19 protein-coding genes are annotated in these 13267 nt (G+C 34.7%); 14 read left to right on the forward strand and 5 right to left on the reverse strand.

Annotation, left to right across the window (positions count from 1 at the left end; all coding sequences use genetic code 11):
• Window positions 1-5: 5 nt before the first annotated feature.
• Window positions 6-440 carry a DUF3872 domain-containing protein gene (locus HMPREF9456_RS11585; RefSeq protein WP_006843724.1) on the forward strand — a complete coding sequence of 145 codons (435 nt, stop codon included), beginning with the start codon at window positions 6-8 and terminating at the stop codon, window positions 438-440.
• Window positions 441-525: 85 nt separating this feature from the next.
• Complete coding sequence (locus HMPREF9456_RS11590) at window positions 526-1776, forward strand: reverse transcriptase domain-containing protein (RefSeq protein WP_006843726.1); 1251 nt, start codon at window positions 526-528, stop codon at window positions 1774-1776.
• Between the two features lie 135 nt (window positions 1777-1911).
• Here HMPREF9456_RS11590 and HMPREF9456_RS11595 read toward each other — a convergent pair whose 3' ends face one another.
• Both HMPREF9456_RS11595 and HMPREF9456_RS17235 read right to left on the reverse strand, forming a co-directional pair.
• Window positions 1912-2439 (reverse strand): antirestriction protein ArdA, encoded by a 528-nt coding sequence (locus HMPREF9456_RS11595; protein ID WP_006843727.1) that lies wholly within the window; start codon window positions 2437-2439, stop codon window positions 1912-1914.
• Window positions 2440-2474: 35 nt separating this feature from the next.
• The gene (locus HMPREF9456_RS17235) at window positions 2475-2654 is read right to left on the reverse strand and encodes a hypothetical protein (protein WP_147591750.1); all 180 of its coding nucleotides are present in this window, start codon (window positions 2652-2654) and stop codon (window positions 2475-2477) included.
• 196 nt (window positions 2655-2850) lie between these two features.
• Between HMPREF9456_RS17235 and HMPREF9456_RS11600 the strand changes: the two genes are divergently transcribed.
• The 10 genes from HMPREF9456_RS11600 (at window position 2851) to HMPREF9456_RS11645 (ending at window position 8166) form a co-directional block, all read left to right on the forward strand.
• Window positions 2851-3330, forward strand: coding sequence for a GNAT family N-acetyltransferase (locus tag HMPREF9456_RS11600; protein WP_006843728.1), 480 nt, complete (start codon window positions 2851-2853; stop codon window positions 3328-3330).
• Window positions 3331-3433: 103 nt separating this feature from the next.
• Entirely contained in the window at window positions 3434-3778 is a 345-nt protein-coding gene (locus HMPREF9456_RS11605; RefSeq protein WP_006843729.1) for a DUF3795 domain-containing protein, read from the forward strand.
• 16 nt (window positions 3779-3794) lie between these two features.
• Window positions 3795-4292, forward strand: a complete 498-nt coding sequence (locus HMPREF9456_RS11610) for a DUF7000 family protein (protein ID WP_006843730.1) — start codon at window positions 3795-3797, stop codon at window positions 4290-4292.
• A gap of 83 nt (window positions 4293-4375) precedes the next feature.
• Window positions 4376-4822 carry a GNAT family N-acetyltransferase gene (locus tag HMPREF9456_RS11615; RefSeq protein WP_006843731.1) on the forward strand — a complete coding sequence of 149 codons (447 nt, stop codon included), beginning with the start codon at window positions 4376-4378 and terminating at the stop codon, window positions 4820-4822.
• Entirely contained in the window at window positions 4819-5205 is a 387-nt protein-coding gene (locus HMPREF9456_RS11620; RefSeq protein ID WP_006843732.1) for a YybH family protein, read from the forward strand. The genes HMPREF9456_RS11615 and HMPREF9456_RS11620 overlap by 4 nt, the downstream gene beginning before the upstream one ends.
• A gap of 4 nt (window positions 5206-5209) precedes the next feature.
• Window positions 5210-5743, forward strand: coding sequence for a GNAT family N-acetyltransferase (locus tag HMPREF9456_RS11625; protein ID WP_006843733.1), 534 nt, complete (start codon window positions 5210-5212; stop codon window positions 5741-5743).
• Window positions 5744-5796: 53 nt separating this feature from the next.
• Window positions 5797-6648: a GNAT family N-acetyltransferase gene (locus tag HMPREF9456_RS11630; RefSeq protein ID WP_006843734.1), complete on the forward strand. Its 852-nt coding sequence runs from the start codon at window positions 5797-5799 to the stop codon at window positions 6646-6648.
• A gap of 34 nt (window positions 6649-6682) precedes the next feature.
• Complete coding sequence (locus HMPREF9456_RS11635; protein ID WP_006843735.1) at window positions 6683-7447, forward strand: DNA alkylation repair protein; 765 nt, start codon at window positions 6683-6685, stop codon at window positions 7445-7447.
• 17 nt (window positions 7448-7464) lie between these two features.
• Entirely contained in the window at window positions 7465-7947 is a 483-nt protein-coding gene (locus tag HMPREF9456_RS11640) for an alpha/beta hydrolase (RefSeq protein ID WP_006843736.1), read from the forward strand.
• A gap of 6 nt (window positions 7948-7953) precedes the next feature.
• Window positions 7954-8166 (forward strand): DUF3873 family protein, encoded by a 213-nt coding sequence (locus HMPREF9456_RS11645; RefSeq protein ID WP_006843737.1) that lies wholly within the window; start codon window positions 7954-7956, stop codon window positions 8164-8166.
• Between the two features lie 102 nt (window positions 8167-8268).
• On the opposite strand, the gene HMPREF9456_RS11650 is transcribed toward HMPREF9456_RS11645, so the two are convergent.
• The 3 genes from HMPREF9456_RS11650 to HMPREF9456_RS11660 all read right to left on the reverse strand — a co-directional run bounded on the left by HMPREF9456_RS11650 (window position 8269) and on the right by HMPREF9456_RS11660 (window position 11706).
• Window positions 8269-9360 (reverse strand): HNH endonuclease family protein, encoded by a 1092-nt coding sequence (locus HMPREF9456_RS11650; protein ID WP_006843738.1) that lies wholly within the window; start codon window positions 9358-9360, stop codon window positions 8269-8271.
• The gene (locus tag HMPREF9456_RS11655; RefSeq protein WP_006843739.1) at window positions 9347-11308 is read right to left on the reverse strand and encodes an AAA family ATPase; all 1962 of its coding nucleotides are present in this window, start codon (window positions 11306-11308) and stop codon (window positions 9347-9349) included. The genes HMPREF9456_RS11650 and HMPREF9456_RS11655 overlap by 14 nt, the downstream gene beginning before the upstream one ends.
• Before the next feature lie 107 nt (window positions 11309-11415).
• Complete coding sequence (locus HMPREF9456_RS11660; protein ID WP_006843740.1) at window positions 11416-11706, reverse strand: hypothetical protein; 291 nt, start codon at window positions 11704-11706, stop codon at window positions 11416-11418.
• Between the two features lie 169 nt (window positions 11707-11875).
• Here HMPREF9456_RS11660 and HMPREF9456_RS11665 point away from each other — a divergent pair, with 169 nt between their 5' ends.
• A complete protein-coding gene (locus HMPREF9456_RS11665) occupies window positions 11876-12589 on the forward strand; it encodes an alpha/beta hydrolase (protein WP_006843741.1) in 714 nt (237 codons plus the stop codon).
• Between the two features lie 74 nt (window positions 12590-12663).
• Window positions 12664-13233: a type 1 glutamine amidotransferase family protein gene (locus HMPREF9456_RS11670; protein ID WP_006843742.1), complete on the forward strand. Its 570-nt coding sequence runs from the start codon at window positions 12664-12666 to the stop codon at window positions 13231-13233.
• The last annotated feature ends 34 nt before the right edge of the window (window positions 13234-13267 follow it).

Raw genomic sequence — 13267 nt, forward strand, 5'->3', positions numbered from 1 at the left:
ACAGTATGAAAAAGATGTTAAGAATAACAATCATGGGGGTGTACTTGCTGGGAGCAATGCTGCTGGTGTTTTCTTGTGATGACAAGCTGGATGTTCAGCAGGCTTATCCATTTACGGTTACGACCATGCCTGTGCAAAAGAAAATCAAAGTAGGCGAAACGGCTGAAATCCGGTTCCAGCTGCATCGGGAAGGATACTATCAGGAAGCAAAGTATCAGATCAGGTATTTCCAACCTGACGGAAAAGGAATACTGAAAATGGCAGACGATACAGTTTTTAAGCCTAACGATCTGTATCCGCTTCCGAGTGAAACTTTCCGCCTATACTATACGTCCGAATCTGCCGACCAGCAACAAATAGACGTATATATTGAAGACAGCTTCGGGCAGGTGGTACAGCTAACGTTTGCTTTCAATAATGAGAATAAAAAAGAGAAGTAAATGTTTTTAAATGAATATTTTAAGAAAGACCTGAAAAGCTTTTTTAGGTCTTTTTTTATGAGTATTTTTGCAAGAAAAAAAGATATTGAGTACAGAAAAAACACTACTAGAACAATTAGCATCTCCAGATACTCTAAATAAGGCATGGAGTCTCTTAAGAAAAGAAAATGAGGATTCTTGTGGACTATCAGGTTTGACTATTGACGATTTTAAACAAAACTTAGAATCGAATTTGCTTGAATTGTGTGAAGAACTTAAAAATGGTAACTTCCAATTTTCGCCTTATAAAGCAGCTGCAATAAAAAAAGATAGTGGAGAATATAGACCATTACAAATACCTGAAATTAGAGACAGAGTTGTTTTAAAGGCAATATCTATCTTATTAGAATCAGAATTAGCAGTTTTACTAAAAAAAAGCGCAGATGTAAGTTTTGCATATCAAAAAGGAAAAGGTGTTAGAGAAGCAACTCTTAAAATGAAATCCTCTTATCAAAAAGGCAATGTGATACTAAAGGCTGATATTATAAACTTTTTTGAGGAAGTAAATAAAGATAGATTGTTAAATAAACTTGTATTTCCCAACTTAAAAGACGATTCAATTAATGAATTAATTAGAAATTCATTAAACCCCAAATTAGGGCGATTAAAAAAAGAGTATCGAAAACTGTTTAAAAATGTAGGTAATGGAATTCCGCAAGGGAACCCTTTATCTCCATTGCTTTCTAATGTTTATTTGACACAATTTGATTCTTTTATTAAAGATTCTGGTTATTCGATGATTAGATATGCTGATGATTTTATTATAATCATTAAATCAAAAGAGGATGCCGAAAAGGTTTACAAATTAATCTGTAGCTATTTAAAAGATAACTATTCTCTCAAGATTCATCCTTTAGAATTAAATAATGGAAAAACAGCAATAATTAATCCAGAGGAAAAAGAAATATCATTTCTCTCAATAAAATATGATGGGATTAATATATATCCCTCAAGAGAAACAGTCGGTCATTTAAAAGGTCGGATTAAAAAGTTAATGAAAGATGGAGTGCTAAACCATGATTTATATACTAATATCTATAAAGAAATTGAAAAATGGATTGCAATTTATTCTTATTTAGATATTGAAAGATATTTTGAAGATATAGATTCATATTTAAAGTCTCAACTAAAGAAGAAATTTGGAGAAAGGTATAATGCTCCAAAACAATGTAAAAAAATGGCTAATAAAATTAGAAATCGACAATATGATAGAGGTGCAAATAGTTTTTGGAGAAACTTAGATTTATCTAACCTTTTGCCTAAATTTATTAGAAGAAAAAAGAAATTTTCTGCTTAAAGTAATACTTTGATTAATCTGATTAAGTTCGGTTTCAATGTGACTTTCTTTTTCACAATTCACAAAAGGAAACAACAGGTAACTACATCAACCATTTTGTATAGTTTGGGGCGGGTTGCCCCGCCCAATTAGCAATTAATTAATTCTGAAGACGAAACCATCTTCAAACCAGTAATCGGTCATGAAAAGATCACGAGCGAATTTTTCATAATCGAAATATGTCTTTGCGAAATCAGGTAAATCGTAGCAATCTTCAACAAGTTCGTAAGCGTAATCTTCTTCGTCTTTGTATTCGCCTTGATAATCATCTTCAAAAGATTGAATAAGGTCGTTAATGTTTTCGGAAGCGATATCGCTGCTCGTATGGTTAAGCCATACAGAAAATGCGTTTTGTTGCGTTTCACTCAAATCGGAAACAGCTTCTATTACTTCAAAAATATTTTCAGAAAGCCAGCTTTCTCCAATAAGCCCTGATGGGATATTTTCCCAGTCTTGGAACATTAGTTCAGGATCTTCCTCGTCGCTGTGCAATACTTTACAAGCATCATAGAATTCTTCACTGTCGGAATAATCCGCTAAATCCATCCATTCTCCGAAGATTGAACCTTCGTTATACTTGGCGTAAGTGCCTACATAAATTCTTGCTTCTGATAAATTTTCCATGACTCAAATTTTTATGACCTTTCGGTCGATTGTTTTCATGGGCGACTCAGGGTGTAGGGTTTAGGGATGTCAAGTTTTGTGAAGGAAATACGCTCTGGACGAAGTACAGCAGGAAGATTTTCAGAAGCAATCGCAGACTCCGAACTTGAAAGCCCGTACAGACCCGTAAACACCTTTGCCAATGAATACACACGACCCGTTATGAATATTCCCAAAGTCATGGATTGAAGAAGCTGATTATAGCGCAATAGTACGTATATAGAAGAACTTCAGTTAAATGTGTTTGAAGGATTGACAGATTATTCCACAGATGAATGTATCTTTGTTAAGAGAAACAAGCGGCGACAATGATAGAAATGTCGTATCAGGGTTGTTCCATTGAAAGATGGAATTTGTAATAAAGAGTTTGATATGAGTGAATTTAATATACGCAAAGTACAAATTGTCGATATTCCGGAACTTAATAAATTGTACAAAAACACCATTCTGAGCATAAACAGGAAGGACTATACATCAGACGAAGCAGAAGATTGGGCTTCTTGTGCTGACAATACGACTAATTGGCATCAACTTTTAGAAGAACAACATTATGTGTTGGCAGAAAATAGAGAAGGGGTTATTGTTGGCTTCGGTTCTGTTAATGAGGCAGGTTATATGCATACCTTATTTGTACATGCAGACTTTCAGCATCAGGGAATAGCTACTTTACTCTATCAGTATCTTGAAAAATATGCACAGGAACAAGGAGCCGAAAAAATAACATCGGAAGTAAGTATCACTGCAAAGCCTTTTTTTGAAAAGCAAGGTTTTCGGGTTGATGAAGAGCAAAAACGAAAAGCAAATAAATTGTATCTCACCAATTATAAAATGAGCAAAACTCTACTTGAATAGTGAATTATGATAGATCAGAAGATTAGGGATATTATAATTGCAAATGCTTCAATGTTAAAATGTTTAGGATTTATTCGTATTTTTAAAATTTAATTGAAATAACATGAAACAATTAATAGCCTGTTGTGGACTGGATTGCGAGAGTTGCGATGCCCGTATAGCCACAGTCAATAATGACAATCAACTAAGAGAAGAAACTGCCCGAAAATGGAGCGTTTTGAACAACGCTCCAATCACGTCAGAAATGATAAATTGTTTGGGTTGTCGTACAGAGGGAGTGAAAACTGTGTATTGCAGCAATATGTGTGAAATTCGTAAATGTGTGTTAGAAAAAAGATTTAATACCTGTGGCGACTGTAAAGAATTAGATAACTGCCAAATAGTTGCTCCTATTTTCCAACATGCTCCCAACGCGAAAGAGAATCTTCGATCTTTGAAAACTACTTGAAAGCAAATTATTTTATATGATAATGAAATCACTGGCAGATTATGTTGCCATCTATAAAGAGCAACTTGAAAAAGGAGATATTCAAAAAGCTTATACAGGCTTGATTAAATATGTGCTAAGCTTGAAAACCCATTTATCCAAAGTACAATCAAAAGATTTTGTCTTTGGTAATGTTTTTCAGGGTTATATGGATTATACATATTTCTATTTTTTCAACGACTTTTTGAGGGAGAGAAAGCTACGATTCGGGATTGTTTTGAATCATGAAAAGATGCGTTTCGAGCTTTGGTTGATGGGACAAAATACTGAAGTTCAATCAAAATATTGGGACTTACTGAAGCAAACAAAATGGAACGAAAAACAAGCATCAAAGCCTAAATATTCAGAACTCGAAGTGGTGTTGGTAGAAAATCCGGACTTTGATGATTTAGATACTTTGACAGCAAAAATAGAAAAAGAGGTAGCTTATTATTCAGAAGAAATAATTGATTTTCTTAAAAATCATCCAATGTAAATTATTTAGATTCTACATTCAGTAGACGAAGTAATAAAAGAACTTCCTAAAAAGAAACAGCAGAAATATTTGAATATGTAGTTATGGAAATAAGAAATATTACAGAAAATAAAAAACAATTTCTCGATTTATTGCTTTTGGGCGACGAGTCGGAGACTATGATAGATCGTTATTTGAACCGTGGTGAAGTGTATGCGTTGTATGACGATGATTTAAAAGCTGTTTGTGTGGTAACACAAGAAAATAGTACCACTTGCGAACTCAAAAATATAGCAGTTTACCCGCAATGTCAGAGACAAGGATATGGAGTCGCACTCGTGCGTTATATCACCAACCACTACAAAGAGAAATATGAAATGATGATTCTGGGTACAGGTGATGTCCCTTCGATTTTGTCTTTTTATCAAAAATGCGGATTTGAACCCTCTCACCGAATCAAGAATTTCTTTACAGATAATTATGATCATCCGATGTTTGAAGAAGGTGTTCAATTGGTTGATATGGTTTATCTAAAAAAGGATTTGAAATGAATAAAAATATTAAAGATGCGATTATCGCATTAGAAAAACAGGCTTTAGAACTGTGGAATAATGGAAACCCTGATGGTTTTATAGACCTATCGGCAGATGATGTTGTTTATATCGATCCAGCCTTCGAGAATAAACTTGAAGGTAAAAAATCGTTGGAGGATTACTACAACACTATCAGAGGAAAAGTTAAGATCGATTTGTTCAAAATGATAAATCCTGTTGTACAACTATCATCAGAGATTGCTGTTTTGACATACAACTATGAAGCCCATAGAGATGATATGGTCTTCAAAATGAGCTGTACAGAGGTTTATAGATTAGAAAAATCGAATCAGTGGAAAATCATACATACTCATTGGTCTTTCTATCAACCCCACAAATAAATTTATGATAATATCGAAAAATAAAATTGCAATAAAACCCACCCAAAGCCATGATATACAGTTGTTTGAGAAATGGTTGAATAAGGAATATATATACAAATGGTTGTGTCCGGATGGCGAGGAAAATAGAGATGCTTGGCTGGATGAAGTGAATAATAAAAATGGTGATTATGATTTTCTATCGCATTTTATTGTTTATCACAATGATGTAAAAATTGGATATTGTCTTTATGCCGATTGCTTCTTCTTGAAAGATTTGGAGGAAGAAGGGCACGATTTTGAAAGTCTGTATGGGAATGTAACGGAACAAAATCATACTTATGAAATTGGCTACCTGATTGGTGAGGAGGAGTATTTGAATAAAGGTATTGGTAAAATGATTATTCAAATACTGGAAGAAAAAATTGTAGCATTAGGCGGACGTGAAATCGCAGCAGACCCTTCCGAAGAAAATATTATCTCTATAAAGGCATTAATCAGCAATGGGTTCAAGAAAAAAGGAGATGGTGATTATCGGAAAAGAATATTAAATCAATAAGTAGAAAATGAAATTTTCAAACTATAAACTTATGTAAAAAAAGAATTGAATACATGGAAATAAAATCTCTGAGCAAAACAGACTTCGATATCATTTTCAATGCTTTCAATCAGGCGTTTGCAGATTATGAAATACAATTGAATAAAGAACAACTCCGAACCATGCTAAAAAGAAGGGGCTTTAATAAGGATCTCTCTTTTGCTGCGTTTGATAGAGATAAAATAGTAGCTTTTACCCTTAACGGAATCGGTCACTTCAATGGATTATACACATCATACGATACGGGAACCGGAACGCTGAGCCAATACCGGGGGCAAGGTTTAGCTACGCAAATCTTTGAATATTCTATTCCGTTTCTACAAGAAGCAGGTATTAAACAATATCTGTTGGAAGTATTGCAGCATAATACTAAAGCTGTTTCTGTTTATAAAAAACTAGGATTTGAAGTATCTCGGGAATTCAATTATTCCATGCAAAAAAATGAAGATATCAATATCTCTGAAAAAGAATTTGCCAATTATTATTCAGTTAAGTTTATAAGCATCGAACAATTGAATCCTCTTTCATCTTTCGGTGATTTCTATCCTTCGTGGCAAAATAGCCTCGAATCGATACAACGGGCAGCCAATGATTTTATTTGCTTAGGCGTGTTTACTAATGAACAACTTGTAGGGTATTGTGTTTTCGAACCTATATCAGGCGATGTTACCCAAATTGCAGTTAACAAACAGTTCAGAAGAAAAGGTGTTGCTTCTCTTTTATTGAATGAGATGGTAAAATTGAATAAGAACCCAATTCTCAAAATCATCAATACTGATATCTTATGTGATTCTATATGCAGTTTTCTGAAAGCAAAGAACATCGAAATGAAAGGAATGCAATTTGAGATGATAAGAAAAATATAAAATTAGTTTGTCTAATCAATTTTAAAATGAGCAAATGGCTAACCAAATAATATCAGATATTCGCCAAGCACTTATCGATAGTGCAGATGAGAAGACAAAAGCAGGATCTGACCGCTATCATAAACCCGGTGAAGCTCCTAAAGTACATGGTGTTAGGATGGGAGAAGTGAGCAAGATCGGCAAATATGGTCTTCAACAAATAAAACATCTTCCCAAACAGAAGATATTCGATTTGTGCGAAGAGTTGTGGAAATCGGGTTATCTGGAAGAAGCTGTTATTGCTTGTACGTGGGCAGAATCGTTGCACAAACAATTTGAGCCTGCCGATTTTAAAATCTTTGAACATTGGGTATACGATTATCTTACTAACTGGGCTGACACAGATACCTTATGCAATCATACTATCGGTGAGTTTGTAATGATGTATCCCGAATATATTTCGGAACTAAAGAAGTGGGCTAAATCTGAAAAACGATTAGTTAGGCGTGCCGCTGCTGTAACACTGATTATTCCTGCCCGCAAGGGTATGTTTCTGAAAGATGTTTTTGAAATAGCAGATATTCTTCTGCTCGACAAAGACGATCTGGTACAGAAAGGATATGGCTGGGTGTTGAAAGCCGCAAGTATGAGTGAGTCCACCGCAGCATCAAAGAAAGCCGATCCTGAAATCCGAAAGAAGCATTTAAACGCAGTGTTCAACTATGTGATGTCTAAAAAATCAGTTATGCCTCGTACAGCTTTTCGCTATGCCATTGAAAAAATGCCTGCCGATTTAAGGGCAGAAGCAATGAAAAAATAAAGACTTATTTTTGTTAAATGAAAAAACATACAATTGTTTTCAATAATAATATCAAAATTCCTGCAATTCTTTGGGGAGATTCTTCTAATAGAATTATAATTGCTGTTCATGGAGATTTGTCAAACAAAGAAGATAACGTTATAGCCTTGCTTGCTAAAAGTGCAATCCTAAAAGGTTATTGCGTTTTAAGTTTTGATTTGCCGGAACATGGAGAACGCAAAAATGATAATTATGAATGTAATCCTATAAATTGCATATCCGATCTTCAAACAATTTATTCTTATGCAAAATCACTGAGTGCCGAAATATCTTTATTTGCTTGTAGTATGGGTGCTTATTTCAGTTTGTTGGCTTTTCATGAATGTGTGATTCAAAAAACGCTATTTCTTTCTCCTGTCGTGAGTATGGAACATATAATACAAAATATGATGTCAGGATTTCAGATAAGCGAACAAAGACTGAAAGAAGAACAAAAAATACCGTTACCAACACATAACTAAGTAACAATGAAAACAAATTCAATCACTAAAAACGGTTGCTCAGTATGCGAGCAAGGCAAAGAGAATTACACAACATTTATTGCAGGAGCATTCAGAGGTACGGAATATTACCAATACGACTATCGCCACACGGACGGAGAACTGTTTTCTACGGTTGCCAAATCATTGGATGAATGCCGAAAAGAACGGGACGAGTGGCTATCAATGAAAACGGACTAACTGGTGGGCGATTTTCCCCCGTTACTATTTTCCATGAGCCGGTAACTGAGCGGAAGAAAAAGTAACAAAAAGCCGATTAATTTCATCTGAAATCTATAATAGCTAATCCAACTCCCCAGTCATTCCATATATACTCACTAATTGCATAAACACGTCATGTCTAAATTTATAGTATTCCCTATCTGAGGCTCTATTGTCTAATGGATGCCCAATTACCATTTGAGGTAAATTATTTAAAATGACCTGTCTTGCGCCAAGATTTTTAAGAAAAGTCTTATACATTTCGGTGTATCTGGTAAAGTTGTTGTACATATCTCGCACTTTTAATCTCTCTTGTCGATAAAATGGCAACAATTTCAACACTTTTTTATAACCTTCATCTAATGTTATTGGATTGCATATAATATCCACGTCATAACAATTCTCGTCCATTTCATTAGAGCCATTGAACGTTCCTGAAAATTTAACACTTTCATTGTCAAATACATATGGGTTACATAACCCCAAAGTGGGTTTTATTGGGTCATAATTCCCTTTATTTTCTACTACATTGCAAACAGAACAACAGGGGACTAAGTTTCTGAAAGATATTGCAAGAAACGGATATAAACTTTTTGGTAAGAAATGATCAATGTTTGGCTTTGAAACTCTATATCCCGGAAGGTGTGCGACATTGACATGTTGTCGCCCACAATACGGACATATCTTCAGACCGAGTTCTTCAATGAATTGCAGTTTATCCAAATAAGTGGTGTCCGGATTAGTTTCGTACATGTTATCCACAAATAGCCAACGCATAATTTCATTGAAATGGTCAATAAGTATACGTCTATCTGTATCTAATCCACCTATTTGATATTCTCTATTTTCATATTTTGCTTTTGTCGCTTTATACTGCCATTCCAAGTTAGGAATCCAATTCTCCACATCCCTTATCACTTCCAGTAATTCATCCCAAGATCCGCAGAGTAGCTTTCGTAGATTAGCATCTTGTGAATATTTATCAAGGAATAGCCAAGTTGGGCTTCCTGCAATTACTTTATAACTTATCAATATTTGTCTTGTCCTTCCAAATATTCCTGGTATTGAAATTGTGCCATCACGTAATTCGAGCATAAGACGTCTCGTCTCTGGAGCATATCTATTGAAATGCTCTTCGAGCATATCGTCGGTTATAGTATCAATCCTGTACATCGTCCTCTGTATTTTCAAGATAACGAGCCACAAATGGATCGCCCACCATATTCATTATTTCTTGTTCAGGTGTTTGACCTGTTTCATTCTTATCTTTAATCCATTTTCTCACCGCCTTTGCAGAAACGTCGCCAATAGCTGTTTTATCAAAAAAGAAACTTGTACGTAACATATCATAATAGTTGCCACCAAACGTTTGCTCTTTTACGATTTGTCGCTTACCTTCCTTAAGATATAATGTATGTTCTGTCAGGATGTCTGTCAACACAAACGGTGAGTGTGTCGCGATAAGGATATTGATACTGCGTATCTTTCGTCGATCAATTTTTGCCCAGTGTAGACTCTCAATGAGCATTGAGACAAAGCGTCGCTGATAATCGGGGTGATAATAAAGTTCAGCTTCATCAAAAACCAGATTGATATGATGATATGGTACTCTATAATTATCCGCATTTACACTCTGTAAGTTTTTCAAGTGATAGAGAACATAACTCATTGCATAAAGCATCTGCTTTTCTCCACTACTCATCTTCGACAAATTAAATTGTGAGTCATTCATCATTTCATTCCAACTACTATCTGTACTACGCAATTTATGTCCACGAACTCGTCTAAATAAGATGTCTGTTTCAAAAAACGGTGGATAAAGATGTTTCACTACATCATCATAAGTCTTTGGCTGATATTGTTGGATAAAATCTTTGACCTCTATCTTTCCTTTTAGTTGGCTATCACCTTTATTTATAAAATGAAGACATTGGAAAATTTTCAAAGTGATGTGATCGTCTGGGTGCTCTCGTACTTTTTTAATAATCTTTTCCGCTATTTCAGGAAGAAATTTTTGCTGGTACTCTGTGAATGCGTCTGAACCACTGTCACATATTTGTTTCAGTTTGTTCACATCAAGAATTTCAAAATAATCATTATAAGTTAGGCATATTTTTAAAGTTTTATAAGCTAAATAAAACAATACCAGTTGATATTCATCGGAGTTTTCAATATACAATTCTTCCAGTTTATCACCCACATGCTTTTCCCATTTCGATTCCAATTGATGAATAATTGATTTCAGCATTTCAGCATTAAACTGAGGGTTCGACTTGATGAACCGTTCAAGCTTCTCTACTTTGTAATTGAGATTGATTTTATAGCTTAGCGTCTTTGGATAGTATCCTGTTGGAAATTGTTTATGTTTTGACATTCCTAAAATTGATAATGCCGTGATTCGCTGTTGTGCCAAATTATTTTCTCTTCTGACATCAATGATACCATTTTCACGAAAAGGCACCAATGTCAGCGGTGCTAAATAGCCATCATTCTTATGAAACACTCCATCCAACCACTCTCCATCTATGAACTCATTCGGTTCGTAACTTTTGTAGTCATACTTATTAAAAGCATAAATACTGTAGTTGATACCTATCGTGTAGAAAAACTTACTCAAAATTTCATCGAAATGACCTGATGAAATTAGAATAGGTTTCATCACACCCTGATGTGATTCTCTATAGAATGTCATCTGCTCCTCATCACAAGTAATTGCATAAAGTTTTCCGTCACTCTCATAATACAGGTCAGCATGTACGCCATAAGCATACTGTAATTCAGGCTTAATAGGTGTATCTTTCTCTGAGACGAGTTTATATGATAAGTTGTTTAAAATTCGATACATAATATCGAGTAGCGAACTCTTTCCAGAACCATTTCTACCCACAATACAGCTCACATTAATATTTGGTAGTGTCGTTTTTGTACGGTATAGCCCTAAAATCCTCTTAGATAATGGCGATAAATTTACATATCCATTCTTTGGTTCTGGGTAATCTCCAAAAGGATACCATCCTGGTTGTAATGTTTTGCCTACCGTTCTATCCATCATCCTCAAATCTAACCCGATAATCCGCATATAACGTCCACGAGGAGAAGATATGTTACCGTCTGTATTCATATTGAGAGCTTAATTAATTTTTTCGCAAAAATACCCATAAAAAAACACCTGACAAAATTGCTTGACAGATGTTTCTCAATAAGTTATCAGCCCTCGCTTATTCAGTTCTATTTCTTCCCGGATACCAGCGTTTTCTCCAATCCGTCCCAGATATTCCCTGCAACATCTTGTGCCGTAGTCGGCTTTTCTGATTTTACGCTTTTGCCGTCGCTATGTGTATTTATATGTGTATTTATATGTGTTTTAATACTGTCTGTTGTGGAAAAGATGTAGAGTTCGCCACACTGTAACAACACCTCAACACGAGCCTCAAAAGGAGATATAGATGTTATATCTTTATAAAAGACAACTGTCGTTTTTGTTTCATCCGGCAACTTGGATTCAGCCCATCGCAGCATCAAAGAAAGCCGATCCTGAAATCCGAAAGAAGCATTTAAACGCGGTGTTCAACTATGTGATGTCGAAAAAATCAGTAATGCCTCGAACAGCTTTTCGCTATGCCATTGAAAAAATGCCTGCCGATTTAAGGGCAGAAGCAATGAAAAAATAAAGAATTATTTTTGTTAAATGAAAAAACATACAATTGTTTTCAATAATAATATCAAAATTCCTGCAATTCTTTGGGGAGATTCTTCTAATAGAATTATAATTGCTGTTCATGGAGATTTGTCAAACAAAGAAGATAACGTTATAGCCTTGCTTGCTAAAAGTGCAATCCCAAAAGGTTATTGCGTTTTAAGTTTTGATTTGCCGGAACATGGAGAACGCAAAAATGATAATTATGAATGTAATCCTATAAATTGCATATCCGATCTTCAAACAATTTATTCTTATGCAAAATCACTGAGTGCCGAAATATCTTTATTTGCTTGTAGTATAGGTGCTTATTTCAGTTTGTTGGCTTTTCGTGAATGTGTGATTCAAAAAACGCTATTTCTTTCTCCTGTCGTGAGTATGGAACATATAATACAAAATATGATGTCAGGATTTCAGATAAGCGAACAAAGACTGAAAGAAGAACAAAAAATACCGTTACCGATAGGAAAAACATTGGATTGGAATTATTATACCTTTGTAAAACAACATCCTATAAATTTCAATTGGAATTCCTCGATCAATATACTATATGGCTCAAAAGATATAGTATCAGCAAGAAATGTTGTCGAAAATTTTTCTGAAAGATATAAAGCTGATCTTAGCATATTGGAGAATGCCGAACATTATTTTTGTACAGAGAAGCAACTAAGTTTTTTTGAAGAATGGTTGAATAAGTATCTGTAATAATATAATACTACTGACATACTGTTGTCATTCAATAGGGTTACTTTTGTATTGAATCTCAAAAATTAGAAAAAATGAAGAATGTGTACATATTTCTTTTCGATGGCTATTCAGATTGGGAACTGGGTTATTTAACTCCTGAAATAGCAAAAAATGAAGAGCTCAAGATAAAAACCTTTAGTGCTGACGGGAATTCGGTCAGATCAGCAAGCTATTTACAGGTCACACCCGAATACTCACTAAAAGACATAAAAATAGAAGATATTGATATCTTGATTCTTCCCGGAGGATTTACTTGGGATGGAGGATTGGACTATATGTTACCATTTATAAAGCAAGTGCATGATAAAAAGATAACTATTGCAGCAATTTGTGGAGCTACTATATTTTTAGCACGGAATGGCTTTTTGGACAATGTAAAGCATACGAGCAACGACCTTCAATATTTGAAAATGGTCGCTCCAAATTATACAGGTGAACATCTTTATCAGCACGAAAAGGCTTATTCAGATCAGCATATCATCACTGCAAATGGTACTGCTCCTATTGAGTTCGCAAAAGAAATATTCAAGGCTCTTTCTTATGATCCTGTTCTGATCGAAAAGTGGTATCAGTTGTTCAAAAATGGTATTTGGAGCGAATAATGGAATATCTAGAAAAGAAGTATATTATTTTTGA

Origin of the sequence: Dysgonomonas mossii DSM 22836 (assembly GCF_000213575.1) — a bacterium.
Classification (GTDB): Bacteria; Bacteroidota; Bacteroidia; order Bacteroidales; family Dysgonomonadaceae; genus Dysgonomonas; species Dysgonomonas mossii.

What these genes read in the sequence shown, in the direction of transcription:
- HMPREF9456_RS11660 (WP_006843740.1), bottom strand. Translation starts at nt 11,706, where the DNA reads ATGCTGCGATGGGCTGAATCCAAGTTGCCGGATGAAACAAAAACGACA.
- HMPREF9456_RS11620 (WP_006843732.1), top strand. Translation starts at nt 4,819, where the DNA reads ATGAATAAAAATATTAAAGATGCGATTATCGCATTAGAAAAACAGGCT.
- HMPREF9456_RS11615 (WP_006843731.1), top strand. Translation starts at nt 4,376, where the DNA reads ATGGAAATAAGAAATATTACAGAAAATAAAAAACAATTTCTCGATTTA.
- HMPREF9456_RS11605 (WP_006843729.1), top strand. Translation starts at nt 3,434, where the DNA reads ATGAAACAATTAATAGCCTGTTGTGGACTGGATTGCGAGAGTTGCGAT.
- HMPREF9456_RS11630 (WP_006843734.1), top strand. Translation starts at nt 5,797, where the DNA reads ATGGAAATAAAATCTCTGAGCAAAACAGACTTCGATATCATTTTCAAT.
- HMPREF9456_RS11655 (WP_006843739.1), bottom strand. Translation starts at nt 11,308, where the DNA reads ATGAATACAGACGGTAACATATCTTCTCCTCGTGGACGTTATATGCGG.
- HMPREF9456_RS11670 (WP_006843742.1), top strand. Translation starts at nt 12,664, where the DNA reads ATGAAGAATGTGTACATATTTCTTTTCGATGGCTATTCAGATTGGGAA.
- HMPREF9456_RS11665 (WP_006843741.1), top strand. Translation starts at nt 11,876, where the DNA reads ATGAAAAAACATACAATTGTTTTCAATAATAATATCAAAATTCCTGCA.
- HMPREF9456_RS11625 (WP_006843733.1), top strand. Translation starts at nt 5,210, where the DNA reads ATGATAATATCGAAAAATAAAATTGCAATAAAACCCACCCAAAGCCAT.
- HMPREF9456_RS11645 (WP_006843737.1), top strand. Translation starts at nt 7,954, where the DNA reads ATGAAAACAAATTCAATCACTAAAAACGGTTGCTCAGTATGCGAGCAA.
- HMPREF9456_RS11650 (WP_006843738.1), bottom strand. Translation starts at nt 9,360, where the DNA reads ATGTACAGGATTGATACTATAACCGACGATATGCTCGAAGAGCATTTC.
- HMPREF9456_RS11600 (WP_006843728.1), top strand. Translation starts at nt 2,851, where the DNA reads ATGAGTGAATTTAATATACGCAAAGTACAAATTGTCGATATTCCGGAA.
- HMPREF9456_RS11595 (WP_006843727.1), bottom strand. Translation starts at nt 2,439, where the DNA reads ATGGAAAATTTATCAGAAGCAAGAATTTATGTAGGCACTTACGCCAAG.
- HMPREF9456_RS11640 (WP_006843736.1), top strand. Translation starts at nt 7,465, where the DNA reads ATGAAAAAACATACAATTGTTTTCAATAATAATATCAAAATTCCTGCA.
- HMPREF9456_RS11635 (WP_006843735.1), top strand. Translation starts at nt 6,683, where the DNA reads ATGGCTAACCAAATAATATCAGATATTCGCCAAGCACTTATCGATAGT.
- HMPREF9456_RS11610 (WP_006843730.1), top strand. Translation starts at nt 3,795, where the DNA reads ATGATAATGAAATCACTGGCAGATTATGTTGCCATCTATAAAGAGCAA.
- HMPREF9456_RS11585 (WP_006843724.1), top strand. Translation starts at nt 6, where the DNA reads ATGAAAAAGATGTTAAGAATAACAATCATGGGGGTGTACTTGCTGGGA.